Below are 17,078 nucleotides of genomic sequence, written 5' to 3'. Positions count from 1 at the left end.
ACAAAAAACCGCCGCGCCGAACCGGACGAGCGTCGCGAAATGCTGGTGGCCGCCACCCTGCGCTGCCTGGTGCGCGACGGTCACGCCGGGATTTCCGTGCGCCGCATCGCCACCGAGGCCGGCGTGTCCGTGGGGTTGCTCAATCACCATTTCGGCAGCATTGATGCGTTGATTGCCGACACCTACCAAAAGATCGCCAGCGAACTGACCACTGCCCTGCTCCAGGAAATCCAGCGGGCCGGCACACCCGCGCAGAAGATGGACGCGTTCCTCACCGGCTCGTTCTCGCCTCGAGTCATGGACCCGCAATTGCTCGGGGTCTGGGTGGTGTTCTGGAGCCTGATCCGGCACTCCGAACATGTCAGCCAGTCCCACGAAAAAAGCTACCGCGCTTACCTCGATCTGCTCCGCCAACTGCTGGACGACATGGCCGCCAGCGAAGGCTTCGTGATCCACGACACGCGCCTGGCCGCCATCGGTTTATCGGCGATGCTCGACGGACTCTGGATCGAGTGGTGCCTGAACCCCGAAACTTTTAGCCCCGCCAACGGCCTCCACATCTGTCGCTGCTGGATAAAGGGGCTGCGACACGGAGCATTCAGCACCGACGACGTCTTGTGAGGGATGACGGCCGAAGATCATCGCCAGGGTGCCGCTGACGGCGATCAGCCCGGCACCGACCATCAGCGACACGTCCATCAGCGTGCCCCAGATCAGGCTCGACAACAGGAACGCCCAGATCAGGCCGGTGTATTCGAACGGCGCAAGCAAGGTAGCGGTGGCCCGCTGAAAACTGGCGAACAGCAGAAACTGGCCAATGCCGCCAACCAGTCCGGCGCCGAGCATCCCTAGCCAGGCCGGGGTCGGGGCCGGGGTGTAGGTCCAGGGCAACGCCACCGCCATGCAAATGACGAACACCACGTTGGTGATCAACATCTGCTCCAGCACGGACGTCTGCTCATCCACCTGGCGCAACTGAATGTAGGTGAACGCCCAGCACATCGCCGCCAACAACGTCAGCACCACCGGCACCGGATCGACCAGGTTGCTCGGGCGGCAAGCGATGATCACGCCGACAAAACCGATGATCAGGCTGAACCACTGCCAGCCGCTCGCGCGCTCCTTGAGAATCACCGCCGCCAGCACCGTGACCATGATCGGTGCCGAGAAATACAGCGTGGTCATCTCCGCCAGGGTCAGGTCCCGGGCCGCCGTGTAATACAGCACCCAGGCAACAATCGACAACAATCCGCGCACCACCAGCAAGCGTCGGCTCGGCGAGTGCCAGGCGCGCTGGACCAGACGCAAGCGCCCCGCCAACAGACAGGCCAGCACCACCACAAGGGCGCGCCAGAACAGAATGCTGACCACCGAATAATCCGCCACCAGCCACTTGATGGCGGCGTCCTGCAGGGCCAGGAACGTATAACCCAAGGTGCACAGGCCAATGCCTTGCAACGACCGGTCGACAATCCGTGGCGTACTCATTACACCGACCTGCGCACGGGCGTGCCGCGCCGTTCGGCAAAGGCAAACAACGCTTCGATCATGAACGTCAGGCAAACATACACGCCGGCCACCAACAGCAACGGTTGATACACTTGCAGCGTTTGCGCCCGCACCACATTGGCGGCGCCCAACAGATCGACAATGGCAATGGTCGAGGCCAGTGCGGTGGACTTCAGCAGCATCACCGTCTCCCCGGCCAGCGTCGGCAACAGCAGACGCAACGCCCTGGGCAAACGCACCCGCAGCAACGACTGGCGCGGGGTCATGCCAAACGCCGACGCGGCTTCCATCTCACCTTTGGGCACCGCCAGCAGCCCGCCGCGAATCACTTCGCCGACATAGGCGCCCACCGACACCACCAAGGCAAACACGATGTACCAGTAACCGTCGCGCAGGTACGGCCAGAGGAAGCTGCCGCGAATCAACGGGAACTGCGCAAACAGGCTGCCGAGGCCGTAGTAGAAGATGTAGATTTGGATCAGCAACGGCGTACCGCGGGTCACGCTGGTGTAGAACAGGCTGACCTTGGCGATCACCCGGTTCTTCGAGATCCGCGCCAGCGCCACCAGCACCGCGAGCGCATAACCGAACACGCTGGAAATCAACAAAATGGTGATGGTCGTTTGCAGCCCCCGGCCCAACAGCGCCGCGTATTCAACTATCCACGCTGGAATCATTTCATTTACTCAGCCAAAGGCATCCAGCGACGGATCCGTCGCTCAAGCCGTCCAGACAGGTAGTTGGACACCAGTGTCACCGCGTAATAGAGCGCCGCGGCGGTGAGGTAGAACAACAGGTAGTGACGCGTCGAGCCCGCGCCTTGCTTGGCGGTGTACAGCAGCTCGTTGGTGCCGACCACGCTGATCAAGGCGCTGTCCTTGATCAGGTTGATCCACAGGTTGGCCATCCCGGCCATGGCGTAAGGCGCCATGATCGGCAGCGTGACCCGCCGGAACAGGCCGAAGCCGCTCAAGCCGAACGCCTTGGCCGCCTCGATCTGACCGAACGGAATGGCCTGGATCGCCGCCCGGAAAATCTCCGAGGCGTACGCGCCCTGCACCAGCCCCAGCACCACTATCGCCGCCAGCGGACCGCTGACATTCACGCTGTCGTAGCCCATTTGCGCCATCAGCGAATTGAGCAGCATCGAACCGACGTAGTACAGCAGCAGGATCAGCAACAACTCCGGCACTGCGCGGAATAATGTGGTGTAGCCGCGCATCAGTGCCGCGATCGGTTTGGGTGCGCCCAGCTTGAGGCAGGCCACCACCAGCCCGATCAGGAGCCCAAGCACAAACGCCCCGGCGGAAATCTGCAGGGTCATCCAGAGCCCTTTCAACAGCGCACTGCCCCATCCTTGTTCGCTGAAATTGATCAAATCGAACATTGCCGGCATTTCACTCTCCAGTTAAAGCACCACCGGACCTAGTGGGAGCGAGCCTGCTCGCGAAGGCGATGTGTCAGTCGACATCATTAGTGAATGTCATACCGCTTTCGCGAGCAGGCTCACTCCCACAGGGTTTTGCATCTGCCACAGGATCTTTATTCAGGTCAGAACGCCGGTTTCACGCTGGTGCCGAAGTAGTGTTGGGACAGGTCGTCATAGTCCTTGCTCGCCAGCAAAGTCTTGATGGCCGTGTCGAGTTTGGCTTTGAGTTCGGTGTCGTCCTTGCGCAGACCGGCGCCCACGCCTTTGCCGAAAATCGGGTCGTAAGGCACTGCGCCGAGGTAGGCCAGGTCCTTGGCATCCGGGGTCTGGACGAACGCCGCCATGGCCGTGCCGTCCGCCATCATCAGGTCGATGCGACCGGCAATCAGGTCGGCGTTGGCCGAGTCCTGGGTGTCGTAATACTTCACGTCGGCAATGTTTGAGTAGTACGTCTTCAGGTAGCTGGCGCTCACCGTGGAGTTCTGTACGCCAATGGTCTTGCCCTTGAGGTCATCCGGGTACTTCTTAACAGACGCGTCCTTGGGCCCGACAATCGCGATCACCGAGTCGTAGTAAGCCTTGCTGAAAGCGATCTGTTTTTCGCGCTCTTCGGTGACCGACATCGAGGAAAAAATCACGTCGATCTTCTTCGCCAGCAATGAAGGGATGATGCCGTCCCACGCCACTTCCTTGATCTCGCACTCGGCTTTCATCTCGCTGCACAGCTTGTGGATCAGGTCGACTTCGAAGCCTTTCCACTCACCGTTGGCCTGCTTCTCGGTGTACGGCGGATAGGGTTCGGCTGCGACCGCGAACCTGATCGGTTGGGCTTGCGCCGCGCTCATGCCAGCCAGCAACAAGCAGGCCGCGCCGGTAAACCAGTTTGCCAAACGTCGATTTCCCATGATTTTTCCCCGTCTTTTTATGATGTTTTTAGCGAGTCTGATGTGCGTTGACGAACTGTCGGCAACGTTCACTGCGTGGGTGTACGAACACTTCATCCGGCGAACCGGTTTCCTCGATCAGCCCTTGGTGCAAGTAGGCGACTTTGGACGAAACATCGCGGGCAAAGGCCATTTCATGGGTCACCAGGATCATGGTCCGGCCTTCTTCCGCGAGGGAGCGGATCACCCGCAGCACTTCGCCGACCAGTTCCGGGTCGAGTGCCGAGGTGGGTTCATCGAACAGCATGACCTTGGGCCGCATGGCCAGGGCCCGGGCGATGGCCACCCGTTGTTGCTGTCCCCCGGAGAGAAACGCCGGGTACTCGTTGCGCTTGGCCGCAAGCCCGACGCGCTCCAGCAAAGCTTCAGCCCGTTCAGTGGCTTCGGCTCGGCTTTCACGCAGGACCTGGGTCGGCGCTTCGATGAGGTTTTCCAGCACCGTGCGATGGGGCCAGAGGTTGAAATTCTGAAACACCATGCCCAGGCTCGAACGGATCCGCACCAGTTGCTTGGCGTCGGACACCAGCGGCGCGCCGGGACGGTCGTGGTTGAGCTTGATGCTTTCGCCGTCCACCAGAATGCGTCCCTGGTCCGGCACTTCGAGCATGTTGATGCAGCGCAGCAAGGTACTTTTGCCCGAGCCGCTGGCGCCGATCAGCGAGATCACATCGCCTTCGCGGGCCGTCAGCGAGACGCCCTTGAGCACTTCGATATTGCCGAAGCGTTTGTGCAGGCCATCGACTTCAATCATGGTCTTGGTGGTGACCGGAGCAACGGTGGCCTCGCAGGTAACACGGCTGGTCACGGGGCTGATTACGGGGCGAGGCGCTTCACCTTTCAGCACCAGGACAAAATCGCGAATCCGCTGACAGGCCTGGGCCAGTCGCTCTTCACCGAGGGTGAACGAGAGCCGCACAAAACCCTGCGCCGGCTCGCCAAACGCGGCTGCATCGAGGACCGACACGCGCGCCTCGCGCAACAGGCGCCAGGCGAACTCCAGCGAGGTCAGCCCGGTGTCACGCACATCCATCAATACGAACATGCCGGCATCAGGGTTGAGCACTGAAATGCCCGGGCAGTTCGACAGGCTCGTGACCACCAGATCACGCCGACGGCGATAGATGTCGCGCATGCCGTGAGTCACGTCTTCGTGGGCCTGCACCGCTTTGAGTGCAGCTTCCATGACAAACCCCGGCAAGCCATAGAGCATGCTCAGCACCAAGGTTTCCGCGTGGGCGATAAGGGCTGGCGCGGCGACGATCCAGCCGATCCGCCAGCCGGTCATGGCATGGGATTTCGACAGGCTGCCGACCACCACACAGCGCTCTGCCATGCCCGGCAACGCCGCGAGGCTGAGGTGTTCGCGTTCGAAGGCGAGGCTTTCGTAGACTTCGTCGACCACCACCCACAGGTCATGTTGGATGGAGAGGTCGGCGATGGCTTGCAGCTCTTCGCGGTTGAGCACTACGCCGGTGGGGTTGTTCGGGTTGGAGAAGAAAATCGCCCGGGTGCGCGGGGTAATGGCCTTGGCCAGCACGGCGGCATCGAGCCTGAACCCGGAGTCCGCCGAGCAGGGCACCCGCACCAGCGTTGCACCGGAGGCCTTGAGCGTGGCCTCGTACGTCACGTACATCGGGTCCAGCGCAATCACTTCATCGCCCGTGTTGAGCAGGCACATCGAGGTGATGAACAGCGCGTTCTGCGCCCCGGCCGCAACGATCACGTTCGACGCTTGCACCTCACGGCCGAACAATGGGCTGTAACGGTTGGCGATGGCTTCGCGCAAGGCCTGGCGACCGGCGATCTCGGTGTAGTGGGTGTCGCCCTCGCGCAATGCTTCTATGGCGGCATCGGTGATGAAATCGGGCGTGGGGAAATCCGGATCACCGACACTGAGAATGATCACATCCTCGCCACGGCGCTGGGCTTCAAAGGCTGCATTGTGAATATCCCAGGCGGCCACACCGTCGCCTGAAATCCGCTCAACAAAAGGTGAAAACCGCATGCCAGTGCCTCGTTCGAATTGAAGAAACGCAAGCCCGCGCTACCAGCCGGGGAGGTGGACATCAACATAGTCGAAGCTGAACAGTCGTTCAACAGAAAAGTAGCGATGCTTCGCGATCAGCGTAAACAGGTCGTTTTCACGACAGTCGAGCCGTTTTCAGCACGTCGCACGATAAGGTCGGGAATTGAATCCAGACAGCGATTAACAATCACAGAAAAGTTTATCCCGACGGGAACAAGTTCGAGGCAACCCAAACTAAAACAGTTCAAACTTGAAACACATCATCACGCACTTGTAACGTCAACAAGACACTTGCAAAACTCAACAAAAATAACCTCAAAACACTGCTGAACAACAACCTGACCTACCGTTCAGGCGCCCTCTCCTCTACCACCCACAAGCACCGAGATATGCGGCCCGCACCACTAGCCACAGCACTCGAGCCGGCAACCCCAACCCCATTAAAAACGATTTGTCGCGCATTGCATCGGTTCGACCTTGCCCGATGAAGTGCTGCCTTCAAATCCTCTGGGTGCACGGCAATGGGAGAAATTTGGCGACGCCACGGAGCCGCGACTGGGTGCAGTGATGGTGTTCTGGCGCGAATCGAAAAGCAGCGGCAAGGGGCACGTCGGGTTCTACACGGGTGAGGACAGTGGTGCGTATCGAATTCTCGGTGGCAATCAAACGGACAAGGTATGCCTGACCTGGGTGGGCAAAGATCGATTCGTCAAAGCACGTTGGCCCCATGGGGCAAGGTCCTTGGGCGGAGGTGACGCCATCGTTGTCATGGACAGGGCCAAGGATTTATCCACTAACGAAGCTTGAGTTTCTCACGGTGTCCAACATTGAACATTGAACCGGGCGTCTTGAAGGCGCCCGTTTTCTTTTGGGGTGGATCAAAATCAAATCGGCTCTGGTGCGCAACTGAGCTAACGTTGGCGAGGGACTTATCATCGAAACCTGACCTCTAATAAAAACAACCGAGGGTCGCGATCAGGCTATGAATATTCTTTACGATGAACGCGTCGACGGCGTATTGCCCGACGTCGACAAAGCCGCCCTGCTCCAGGCGCTACGAGCGCGCTTGCCGGATCTGGACATCCTGCATCAGCAAGAAGAACTCAAACCGTATGAATGCGACGGGCTCTCCGCGTACCGCACGACGCCACTGCTGGTGGTGTTGCCGCGCCACCTCGACGAAGTCCAGGGCATCCTTCGCGTCTGCCATGAACGGCACGTCCCGGTGGTTGCCCGTGGCGCCGGCACCGGGTTGTCCGGCGGTGCATTACCGCTGGAAAAAGGCGTGCTGCTGGTGATGGCGCGTTTCAACAACATCCTGCACATCGACCCCGCTGCCCGCACTGCGCGGGTTCAGCCGGGGGTACGCAACCTGGCCATTTCCCAGGCCTCTGCACCGTTTGGCTTGTACTACGCGCCGGACCCGTCCTCGCAGATTGCCTGCTCCATTGGCGGCAACGTTGCCGAAAACGCCGGTGGTGTGCATTGCCTCAAGTACGGCTTGACCGTGCACAACCTGCTCAAGGTCGACATCCTGACCGTCGAGGGCGAACACCTGACGCTGGGCTCCGACGCGCTCGACTCGCCCGGCCTTGACCTGCTGGCCTTGTTCACCGGCTCTGAAGGCATGCTCGGGGTAATCACCGAGGTCACGGTCAAACTACTGCCCAAACCGCAAACCGCCAAAGTGCTGCTGGCCGCCTTCGATTCCGTGGAAAAGGCCGGGCGCGCGGTGGGTGACATCATTGCTGCCGGCATCATCCCCGGCGGCCTGGAGATGATGGATAACCTGGCGATTCGCGCCGCCGAGGACTTTATCCACGCTGGCTACCCCGTCGACGCCGAAGCCATTTTGCTCTGTGAACTCGATGGCGTTGAAGCCGACGTCCACGATGATTGCGACCGCGTGCGCCTGGTGCTGGAACAGGCCGGCGCCACCGAAGTCCGCCAGGCCCGCGATGAAGCCGAGCGCGTGCGGTTCTGGGCCGGGCGCAAGAATGCCTTCCCGGCCGTGGGACGCCTGTCGCCGGACTACTACTGCATGGACGGCACGATCCCGCGCCGCGAACTGCCCGGTGTACTGCGCGCTATCGCGTCACTCTCGGATGAATATGGCCTGCGGGTGGCCAACGTGTTCCACGCTGGCGACGGCAACATGCACCCGCTGATTTTGTTCGACGCCAATCAACCGGGCGAACTCGACCGCGCCGAAACCCTGGGCGGCAAGATCCTCGAGTTGTGCGTGAAGGTCGGCGGCAGCATTACCGGTGAACACGGCGTGGGTCGCGAGAAAATCAATCAGATGTGCGCTCAGTTCAATAGCGATGAGCTGACCGTGTTCCATGCGGTCAAAGCCGCCTTCGATCCGGGCGGCCTGCTCAACCCCGGCAAGAACATTCCGACCCTGCACCGCTGCGCCGAGTTTGGCGCGATGCACGTGCATATGGGGCAACTGCCCTTCCCTGATCTGGAGCGCTTCTGATGCGTAGCGAATACGACATGGATGACAGTGCCGCGCTGCTGGAGCAGGTCAACCAGGCGCTGCAAAACACCACGCCGTTGCGCATTCAGGGCTCCAACAGCAAGGCGTTCCTTGGACGCATCGTCGCCGGCGAAGTGCTCGACACGCGCACCCACCGAGGCATCGTCAGCTACGATCCGACCGAACTGGTGATCACCGTCCGCTGCGGCACACCGTTGTCAGAACTGGCTGAGGTATTGGATGACGCACAACAGATGCTGCCGTGCGAACCGCCCTCCTTCGGCGAAGGCGCCACCGTCGGCGGCATGCTTGCCTGCGGCTTGTCGGGACCTCGGCGCCCGTGGTCGGGATCGGTCAGGGACTTTGTCCTCGGCACGCGGGTGATCACCGGGCACGGCAAGCATTTGCGCTTCGGTGGCGAAGTCATGAAGAACGTCGCCGGCTACGACCTGTCGCGCTTGATGGTCGGCAGTTATGGATCGCTGGGGGTGGTGACTGAAGTGTCGCTCAAGGTGCTGCCCAAACCGCGTCAGTGCCTGAGCATCAGCCTGGACATGGACAGCGACCGCGCCTTGCTGCGCCTCGCGGAATGGGGCCAGCAGCCCTTGCCGATCAGCGCCGCGTGCCACGACGGGCAACGCCTGCACCTGCGGCTTGAAGGCGGCGAAGGCTCGGTGACGGCGGCCCATGACCGATTGGGCGGCGAGTTGCTGGACGCCGGCTATTGGGCGGACCTCAACGAACATCGACTGAGTTTCTTTGATGAGGACCAACCCCTTTGGCGCTTGTCCCTGCCCCATAACACGCCCCGACTGTCCCTGCCCGGCGTTCAACTGATCGATTGGGGCGGCGCACAACGCTGGCTCAAGTCCGAGGCGCAGGCAGCGTTCATTCGCAAGATCGTCGGCGAGGTCGGCGGGCATGTGACCTGTTACAGCCACGGCCTGATCGACAGCCCGTTCCAGCCATTGCCGGCTGCACTGATGCGCTACCACCAGAACTTGAAGCAGCAACTTGACCCGCGGGGCATTTTCAACCCCGGTCGCCTGTACGCGGAGTGTTGACCCATGCAAACCACACTCAGCGAACAGGCCCGCCAACTGCCCCGCGCCGAAGAAGCCGAAAGCATTCTGCGCACCTGCGTGCACTGCGGTTTTTGCAATGCGACCTGTCCGACCTATCAGTTGCTGGGCGATGAACTGGATGGGCCGAGAGGTCGCATCTACCTGATCAAGCAGGTGCTGGAAGGCAATGAAGTCACGCAAAAAACCCAGCAGCATCTGGACCGTTGCCTGTCGTGCCGCAACTGCGAAACCACCTGCCCCTCCGGCGTCGATTACCACAACTTGCTCGACATTGGTCGCGCAGTGGTGGACGCCGCCGTACCGCGCCCGCTCGAGCAACGCTTGTTGCGCGAAGGGTTGCGCCGCGTGGTGCCCAATCCGGGATTGTTCAAAGTACTGGTCAGCAGCGGTCAGGTGTTCCGTGCCTTGTTGCCGAACATCTTGCAGGCCAAGTTGCCTCGCCGTGTGTACCCGGCCAAACCGCGGCCGACGGTGCGCCACGCCAGGCAGGTGTTGATACTGGAAGGTTGCGTGCAACCGGGGTTATCACCCAATACCAACGCTGCGACTGCACGGGTGCTGGATCGCCTCGGCATCGGCGTCCTACCGAGCCGCGAGGCCGGGTGCTGCGGCGCCGTCGATTATCACCTCAACGCCCAGACGGCCGGCCTCGATCGTGCACGGCACAATATCGATGCGTGGTGGCCGGCGATTGAAAACGGTGCTGAAGCCATCGTGCAAACGGCCAGCGGTTGCGGTGCATTCATCAAGGACTATGGCCACTTGCTCCGTAGCGATCCGGCCTATGCCGACAAGGCGAAAAAGGTCAGCGCACTGGCCAGGGACCTGGTCGAAGTGCTGCGCGATGAACCTCTGGAAACCCTCGGCATCCACAGCGACCAGCGCCTGGCGTTCCATTGCCCCTGCACCTTGCAGCACGCGCAAAAACTCGGTGGCGCGGTGGAAGCGCTGCTGACACGTCTGGGTTTCAACCTCACACCCGTGCCCGACGGCCACTTGTGTTGCGGCTCGGCGGGCACCTATTCGCTGACTCAACCGGAACTGTCCCGGCAACTGCGCGACAACAAGCTGAATGCGCTGGAGAGCGGGCATCCCGAAATCATTGTCACCGCCAACATCGGCTGTCAGTCCCACCTCGACGGCGCGGGTCGAACCCCGGTCCGGCACTGGATAGAACTGGTGGAAGCCGCCCTGCCCTGATCACCCTTAGGAGCCATTGCCATGAAGAGTAAAGCCGTACTGAGCCAGGCCGAAGTCAGCCAGATCCTCGCCGCCGCCCGCGCTGAAGCACAGAACAATCAATGGGCCGTGACCATTGTGATTGTCGATGACGGCGGCCATCCCCTGGCGCTCGAACGCCTTGACGGGTGCGCGGCCAGCAGCGCCTACATCGCCACCGAAAAAGCGCGTACTTCGGCGTTGGGCCGGCGGGAATCGAAGGGTTATGAAGAGATGGTCAACGGGGGAAGGTTCGCCTTTTTATCGGCGCCGTTGCTGACGTCGCTTGAAGGTGGCGTGCCGATTGTTCACGACGGCCAGGTGATCGGCGCGGTGGGCGTGTCCGGGGTGAAGTCCGAACAGGATGCGCAAGTGGCCAGGGCCGGGGCGCAGTGCTTGAAGTAACGCCATAAAAGGTTCGGCACCTATCAAATCTGTGGCGAGGGAGCTTTTGTGGCGAGGGGGCTTGTCCCCGTTGGGCTGCGAAGCGGCCCAAAAAAATGGGACAGCTGCGCTGTCCAACGGGGGCAAGCCCCCTCGCCACAGGATCATCGTCTCATCGGAAGTACTTACTTGCGCGCCAACTTGTACCGAATGCACTCTTCATAAAAACTCTGCCGCACCGCCGCCGGTTTGAACCGCGACGGGCTGTCGTACGTCTGCTCGGTGATGCCCATGGCCATCATGTGCATCCACGGTTTGTTGAACTTGTAGGTCTGTACCTTCTTGCGAGCGGCATACAGCGACACCCCGGCCAACTTCAGTTCCTGGGCCCTGGCCGCCGTCCCGGCGCCCCAGTCGCACATGTATCGGTCATTGGCCACCAACTCCCTGGCCTGGGCCGCGCCGGCCATGCTCGCCAGGGTAAACGAGATCATCGTGATCGCTACATTGCGCAATTGCATTCCGCCTAACCACCTGAAAATAAAGTGATTTTGGCGACTGTTTTGCGCCAGCGGGGCCAGCAGTTTGCCTTATCCGCGAAAAAAATCCGGTACCGGGTTCAGCTTCCAGAAACCAGCCTGAGCCCGATAACACCGGCCAGAATCAGCACAATGCACGCGATCCTCAGCGCCGTGGTGGCATCCCCCAGCAGCGCCATGCCCAGAATCGCGGTGCCCGCCGCGCCGATACCGGTCCAGACTGCGTAAGCCGTTCCCACCGGCAATGTCCGTAGCGAGAGTGAAAGCAGAAAGACACTCGACAGGCCCGTGGCGGCCGCCAATAGTCCAGGGACTAACCGTGTGAACCCTTCCGAGCCCTTCATGTAGAACGCGAATGCGATTTCGAGAATGCCAGCGATGCCGAGCAGTGCCCATGCCATGTTGAGTGTCCTGTGAGAGAAGTTGAATCGCCAGGCGTGTTCGCCTGGCGAAACCGGGAGAGCGCTCTACTGTTGAGCCGCTGCGGGGGTGGAACGGAACGTCACGCCGAATCGGTTAAAGGCGTTCATCAGCCCGATTGCGTACGTCAGATCCGCCAATTCCTTATCACTGAACTCGGCCGCCGCCGCTTCATACTCAGCATCGGGAACGCCTGTTTCAGCGACACGGGTGACCGTTTCCGCCCAACCCAGTGCAATACGTTCACGGGCCGTGAACACCGCACCGGCATCGCGCCAAACCGGCACCAACACCAGTTTTTCGACGGCGACGCCGAGCTTGAGCAGATCGCGAGAATGCATGTCGATGCAGTAGGCGCAGCCATTGATTTGCGACACTCGCAGATAGACCAGGTCAATCAGTTCGTGGGAAAGACCGCTGTTTTGCAGGTAGACATACACCCCGCCAAAAGCCTTGTAGCCATCGGGTGCAGCCTTGGAGTAGTCGAGACGGTTGCTCATGATGAATCCTTCGTGTGTGCTGTAAGGGACTCCATCGTGCGGCGTCTTGGTCTAATTGATAAGGTCCATGATCGGCCTTGCGTCATGGGCCATAACCACCCGCTCATGGTCCATTCCATTACTCATTTCTTGGACCTTTGGCCTGGGTCATCCACTGCCTAGAATGGCCCCTCGACTACGTACATTTATCAAGGGGCCAACCATGAACATCCTCCACGTAACGTGCAGCCCTCGCGGGGCGGTTTCCGAAAGCTATCGCCTGTCCAGCCACATCATTGCTCATTTGCTGAAGAACCATCCCACCGCAACCGTGATCAACCGGGTGGTGAGCGGCGACGCCATACCGCAAGTCGACGAGCATTACGCACTGTCCCAACAATCGTCCGCCGATGTGTCCCGGGAAGGTTCCATGGCCCAATCGGACATGCTGATCGATGAGCTGGAAAGTGCCGACATCGTGGTCATTGGCACCCCGATGCATAACTTCACCGTCCCTGCTGCGCTGAAAGTCTGGATCGACCATATCGCTCGCGTTCGCCGCACCTTCAATGTCGGCGCGCAGGGCAAAACCAGTGTGCTACGCGACCGTCCCGTCTATATCGGCGTGTCATCGGGCGGGCGATTCTCAGGGGAAAACCCGCGTCAGCCAGACTTCCTGACGACGTACCTCAAAGCGGTTCTGGGCATGATCGGACTGCATGCACTAACGTTCTTCTCTGTTGAAGGCACCGCTTTGGGTCCGCAGGCTGTAGCGCTGGCCAGGAGCAAGACAGACCAAGCCGTGGAAGCGCATTTTTCCGCGCTTCGATGACCCTGAACTTCCTCGGGCAAAAATAGGGGCGCACTTTGAAAGGCAACACATTGATCGAGAGCGGTATATGAAGCCATGAACCAGCAGATCAAGCGCTTTTCACCCCTAGACCCGGCCTCCAGCGAACCGATCTACCGCCAGCTTTACTGGCGGTTCCGCAGCGCCATTACCGACGGTTTGCTCCTGCCGGGCGAACGCATTCCCGCCGCACGGGCGTTGGCCAAGGAACTGGGACTGGCGCGGGGCACCATCGATACCGCGTATTCACTCCTTACCGCCGAAGGGTTCCTCCAGTCTCGCGGTCAGGCCGGCACGGTTGTGGCGGAGGGCATCAACGTCAAGGCGCTGTCTGCGCGGGCGGCGCAAACCACCAGTCCGGCGAGCAGCCAGTCCATCCGGCACAAGGCGCCTATCCTGCCGTTCCAGATGGCCCTGCCCGCGCTGGATGCCTTCCCGAGGAAAGTCTGGGCGCAAATCGGCGCTCGTTGTGTTCGCGCCACGCAGATGGCGGACATGGCCAACCCGTCGGTGTACGGGCTGGACTCGCTGCGCTCGGCGATTGCCACTTACCTGCAAGTGGCGCGCGGCATCACTTGCTCGCCCGCGCAGGTGTTTGTCACTTCTGGCTACCGAAACTCGCTGTCGCTGATCACTCATGCACTGCTCAAACCGGGTGACCGCGTGCTCGTCGAAGACCCCGGCTACCTGCCTACCCGGCAATTGCTGGAATACCTGCAAATCAAGGTTGCCCCGGTCCCCGTGGATGCGGACGGCATGCAGGTCACGCAAGGGATTCAGCGCACACCCGGCGCCCGCGCGGCTGTCGTCACACCGGCCCATCAAAGCCCGCTGTGCGTCTCGCTGTCGTTGCCACGTCGCCTCGAATTGCTGGAGTGGGCCTCCCGTCAGCAAGCATGGATTGTCGAGGACGACTACGACGGTGAGTACCGCTACATCAGCCGTCCGCTGCCGGCGCTCAAGAGCCTGGATCGCGACGGTCGGGTGCTCTATTGCGGCACGTTCAGCAAAGTGTTGTTTCCCGGCATCCGCCTCGCGTACCTGGTGGTGCCGGAGGCGCAGGTCGAACGCTTCGAACAGGTCGGTCAGGTCTTCCTCGGTGGTTGCCCGGAACTGACCCAGGCCATCGTCGCCACGTTTGTGACCGAGGGACATTTCGCTCGCCATATCCAGCGCATGCGCAAACTCTACGGTGAACGCCGCGAGGCCACGGCGCGCGGGCTGAAGAAAGTCCTGGGCGATCGCATTCGCATCGATGCGCTGCCGGGCGGCATGCACCTGATTCTGCGTCTGACCGCGCCAACGTCCGACCGCGCACTGGTCGAGCGTCTGCAACAGGCGGGGATCTACGCCGAAGCCTTGTCCGACTTTCGTCTGCATGAAACGACCGAATCGGCGCTGCTGCTCGGGTTCGCCAACATCGATTCGCAAGCGGTGGCTGAACAACTGGGCAAACGTATTTTGGAGTTGCTGTAGACGTCGCGACAAACATGGCCCGCTTCAACAGGTCATTCTTGGCTCTTTTACCCGGACCGATGAGACGACACCCTGTGCGCTGATCCAGCTCCCAGGAAAATCCGATGCCGACACCTCCCCCACTTCGCAGCATTGCCGTGTTCTCCGGTTCCAACACCGGTTTCAATCCCGCGTACGTCGAGGGCGCCCAAGCCTTGGGCCGGGAAATCGCCAGGCGCGGCATTCGCCTGGTCTACGGTGGCACCGACAAAGGCCTGATGGGCGTGATGGCCGACACGGTGCTCGCCGGCGGTGGTGAAGTGGTCGGCATCATCACGCGCCTGCTGTCCGACCTCGGGCATCTGCACCCAGGACTGACCCGGCATGAAGTCACCCAGGACATGCGCAGCCGAAAGGCACGCATGAGCGAATGCGCCGATGCGTTCATCGCATTGCCGGGAGGCTTGGGGACATTTGAGGAGTTGTTTGAAGTCGCGACGCTGACTCAGTTGGGCGAACACCACAAAGGTGTCGCCTGCCTGAACATTGGTGATTTTTTCAACCCGGTGCGCAGCCTGCTCGAGCATGCGGTGAACGAAGGTTTCATGAAAACCGAACACCGCGACATGCTGATCTTCAGCACCGATCCGGCGGCGCTGATCGATGCGCTTGAGCAGTGGCAGGCGCCCACCGTGAACAAATGGATCGGCGCCGTCAGCGCAGCGCCGCTTTCAACTCATTGACCCGCTCGTTCCAGGTGAAGTGATAGACGTTGGCGGGTGGCAACGGATGACATTTACCGTTATCCGCATCGGCCCCCACAACCGACCATTGGGCACGCGAGGTTTCGCCCAACTCACGGGCGGTCTGGGCGTTGAAACACTTCTCCAGCTCCTCGTCGGGGACCAGCGCGTACGTCTTGGGATGGTCGCGCAGCCATTGTGCCGCTTGCTCGATCGAGGAGCCGGCCATGCCGAAATGCACAATCGGTTGCCGGGCGTACAGCCAGTGACCCTCACGCCAGTCGACCAGCACCAGTTCTGCGCCGCCGGTCAGGGTCGCAGCCTGCGCCATGATCGCGTTATGCGGGTTGACCCCATCCCTGACCGGTTCGATGAAACCACGGGCGAACCACAGCGCAAACCAGATCACGGCCACCGCCTGGAACACCTGTCGACCGCGCGGGCGCTGGCTGAACCAACGCTTGAGCAACCACGGAATCAACGGTGCCGCCACCAACACCAACCCTGGCAGCGCCGGGTAGATGTACAACTTGCGCTTGCCGCTGCTGATGCAGAAAAACAGCACCACCAGCAGGACCCAACCCAGCAGCACCAACACCCGGCCGTCGTGCTTTTGCAACTGCCGACGCCACGCGGGCACCAGCCACGGCAGCGCCAGCACCAGCGGCAGCCAGTATTGCGGGATCACGTAAACGAAGAAGTACCAGAACGGTTCGCGATGGTCCCAGGCCGCGGTATATCGCCCCGCAGTCTGACGCAACAGAATTTCCTTGGCGTAGGCGATTTCATCGGCGCCGCCATTGAGCACGATGGACAACGCCAGGGGCAGCAACCAGATCGCCGTGGCGCCCAACATCACTGCCAATCCCAGCCACCACTTGCGCGCCTCGCCCGGCATCGCCACCACGCCGGGCCAGTCTTTGCGCACCGCATAGGCATACGGAATCAACATCAGCGCCGGGACAAACCCGACGCCTTTGGTGATCACGCCCACGCCCATGGCGGCGCACCCAATGTAGAACCAGCGCCAGGCCGGGCCGAGCAACAAGTGACGCGCAAGACCGTAGAGGCCGACCGAGGTGAACAGCACCAAAAAGCTGTCGATCTGGCCGGTCTGCAAGATGCTGTAGGTTTGATAGGTAGCGAGATACAACAGAGCCGCGATCCGGCCGATGCGCTGGTTCCACAGACGTCGGCCCAAATCGTAGACCACCGCCGTAACAGTCACGCCGGACAACAGGCCAGGAATATAAAGGGCGATTGCAGGTTTGCCGGTCAGCCAAGTGAAGAGCGCCACGGTCCACATGAAAATCGGCGGCTTGTCACCGTAGATCTCTGCCGCCCGGTGCGGAATCAGCCACGCGTTGTTGTGCAACATTTCCAGAGCGACGCCGAGGAACCGTTCCTCGTCGACATTCTGCGGCTGACGCAGCCCCAACCCTGCGCCGATCAGCAGCAGGGCCAGCAACATCAGGCCCAGGCACTCGACACCGGGTGATAGCGTTCTACGCATGA

17 protein-coding genes and 1 pseudogene are annotated in these 17,078 nt (G+C 61.1%); 9 read left to right on the top strand and 9 right to left on the bottom strand.

The window, feature by feature from the left end; translation table 11 throughout:
- Nucleotides 1-39: 39 nt before the first annotated feature.
- A pseudogene (locus AC07N8_RS17210) lies at nt 40-525 on the top strand (TetR family transcriptional regulator C-terminal domain-containing protein); the annotation flags it as partial.
- Here AC07N8_RS17210 and AC07N8_RS17205 read toward each other — a convergent pair.
- The 5 genes from AC07N8_RS17205 to AC07N8_RS17185 all read right to left on the bottom strand — a co-directional run bounded on the left by AC07N8_RS17205 (nt 481) and on the right by AC07N8_RS17185 (nt 5,887).
- A complete protein-coding gene (locus AC07N8_RS17205) occupies nt 481-1,488 on the bottom strand; it encodes a DMT family transporter (RefSeq protein WP_493144966.1) in 1,008 nt (335 codons plus the stop codon). The pseudogene AC07N8_RS17210 and the gene AC07N8_RS17205 sit on opposite strands and share 45 nt — an antisense overlap.
- Nucleotides 1,488-2,186 carry an ABC transporter permease subunit gene (locus tag AC07N8_RS17200; protein ID WP_483843321.1) on the bottom strand — a complete coding sequence of 233 codons (699 nt, stop codon included), beginning with the start codon at nt 2,184-2,186 and terminating at the stop codon, nt 1,488-1,490. Before AC07N8_RS17200 ends, AC07N8_RS17205 begins: the two co-directional genes overlap by 1 nt.
- Before the next feature lie 5 nt (nt 2,187-2,191).
- A complete protein-coding gene (locus AC07N8_RS17195) occupies nt 2,192-2,905 on the bottom strand; it encodes an ABC transporter permease (RefSeq protein ID WP_483843299.1) in 714 nt (237 codons plus the stop codon).
- 155 nt (nt 2,906-3,060) lie between these two features.
- The gene (locus AC07N8_RS17190; protein WP_310265121.1) at nt 3,061-3,843 is read right to left on the bottom strand and encodes a transporter substrate-binding domain-containing protein; all 783 of its coding nucleotides are present in this window, start codon (nt 3,841-3,843) and stop codon (nt 3,061-3,063) included.
- Nucleotides 3,844-3,871: 28 nt separating this feature from the next.
- Complete coding sequence (locus AC07N8_RS17185) at nt 3,872-5,887, bottom strand: aminotransferase class I/II-fold pyridoxal phosphate-dependent enzyme (RefSeq protein ID WP_483843298.1); 2,016 nt, start codon at nt 5,885-5,887, stop codon at nt 3,872-3,874.
- Nucleotides 5,888-6,385: 498 nt separating this feature from the next.
- On the opposite strand from AC07N8_RS17185, the gene AC07N8_RS17180 reads away from it, so the two are divergent.
- From AC07N8_RS17180 to AC07N8_RS17160, 5 genes are all read left to right on the top strand, one after another.
- Nucleotides 6,386-6,715 carry a C40 family peptidase gene (locus AC07N8_RS17180; protein WP_493144963.1) on the top strand — a complete coding sequence of 110 codons (330 nt, stop codon included), beginning with the start codon at nt 6,386-6,388 and terminating at the stop codon, nt 6,713-6,715.
- 175 nt (nt 6,716-6,890) lie between these two features.
- A complete protein-coding gene (gene glcD / locus AC07N8_RS17175) occupies nt 6,891-8,390 on the top strand; it encodes a glycolate oxidase subunit GlcD (RefSeq protein WP_483843296.1) in 1,500 nt (499 codons plus the stop codon).
- Nucleotides 8,390-9,454 carry a glycolate oxidase subunit GlcE gene (gene glcE, locus AC07N8_RS17170; RefSeq protein ID WP_493144961.1) on the top strand — a complete coding sequence of 355 codons (1,065 nt, stop codon included), beginning with the start codon at nt 8,390-8,392 and terminating at the stop codon, nt 9,452-9,454. The genes glcD and glcE overlap by 1 nt, the downstream gene beginning before the upstream one ends.
- Nucleotides 9,455-9,457: 3 nt before the next feature.
- Nucleotides 9,458-10,675, top strand: a complete 1,218-nt coding sequence (glcF, locus tag AC07N8_RS17165; RefSeq protein ID WP_493144959.1) for a glycolate oxidase subunit GlcF — start codon at nt 9,458-9,460, stop codon at nt 10,673-10,675.
- Between the two features lie 21 nt (nt 10,676-10,696).
- Nucleotides 10,697-11,098: a heme-binding protein gene (locus AC07N8_RS17160; RefSeq protein ID WP_483843293.1), complete on the top strand. Its 402-nt coding sequence runs from the start codon at nt 10,697-10,699 to the stop codon at nt 11,096-11,098.
- Between the two features lie 164 nt (nt 11,099-11,262).
- Here the strand turns inward: AC07N8_RS17160 and AC07N8_RS17155 are convergent, their stop codons facing one another.
- The 3 genes from AC07N8_RS17155 to AC07N8_RS17145 all read right to left on the bottom strand — a co-directional run bounded on the left by AC07N8_RS17155 (nt 11,263) and on the right by AC07N8_RS17145 (nt 12,536).
- The gene (locus AC07N8_RS17155; RefSeq protein ID WP_483843320.1) at nt 11,263-11,592 is read right to left on the bottom strand and encodes a hypothetical protein; all 330 of its coding nucleotides are present in this window, start codon (nt 11,590-11,592) and stop codon (nt 11,263-11,265) included.
- Nucleotides 11,593-11,696: 104 nt separating this feature from the next.
- A complete protein-coding gene (locus AC07N8_RS17150) occupies nt 11,697-12,017 on the bottom strand; it encodes a DMT family transporter (protein WP_483843292.1) in 321 nt (106 codons plus the stop codon).
- 66 nt (nt 12,018-12,083) lie between these two features.
- Nucleotides 12,084-12,536: a carboxymuconolactone decarboxylase family protein gene (locus AC07N8_RS17145; protein ID WP_483843291.1), complete on the bottom strand. Its 453-nt coding sequence runs from the start codon at nt 12,534-12,536 to the stop codon at nt 12,084-12,086.
- 202 nt (nt 12,537-12,738) lie between these two features.
- Between AC07N8_RS17145 and AC07N8_RS17140 the strand changes: the two genes are divergently transcribed.
- The 3 genes from AC07N8_RS17140 to AC07N8_RS17130 all read left to right on the top strand — a co-directional run bounded on the left by AC07N8_RS17140 (nt 12,739) and on the right by AC07N8_RS17130 (nt 15,563).
- The gene (locus AC07N8_RS17140; RefSeq protein WP_493144957.1) at nt 12,739-13,347 is read left to right on the top strand and encodes an FMN-dependent NADH-azoreductase; all 609 of its coding nucleotides are present in this window, start codon (nt 12,739-12,741) and stop codon (nt 13,345-13,347) included.
- 75 nt (nt 13,348-13,422) lie between these two features.
- Nucleotides 13,423-14,841 (top strand): MocR-like pyridoxine biosynthesis transcription factor PdxR, encoded by a 1,419-nt coding sequence (gene pdxR / locus AC07N8_RS17135; RefSeq protein ID WP_493144955.1) that lies wholly within the window; start codon nt 13,423-13,425, stop codon nt 14,839-14,841.
- A 104-nt stretch (nt 14,842-14,945) separates the two neighbouring features.
- Nucleotides 14,946-15,563: an LOG family protein gene (locus AC07N8_RS17130; protein ID WP_493144953.1), complete on the top strand. Its 618-nt coding sequence runs from the start codon at nt 14,946-14,948 to the stop codon at nt 15,561-15,563.
- Here AC07N8_RS17130 and AC07N8_RS17125 read toward each other — a convergent pair.
- A complete protein-coding gene (locus AC07N8_RS17125; protein WP_493144951.1) occupies nt 15,535-17,076 on the bottom strand; it encodes an ArnT family glycosyltransferase in 1,542 nt (513 codons plus the stop codon). The two genes, AC07N8_RS17130 and AC07N8_RS17125, sit on opposite strands and share 29 nt — an antisense overlap.
- Nucleotides 17,077-17,078: the final 2 nt, after the last annotated feature.

It is taken from the genome of Pseudomonas sp. GW821-FHT10C09 (genome assembly GCF_059415465.1).
Note: the sequence above shows the minus strand (reverse complement) of the source record. Positions and strands in the feature narration are given on the sequence as shown.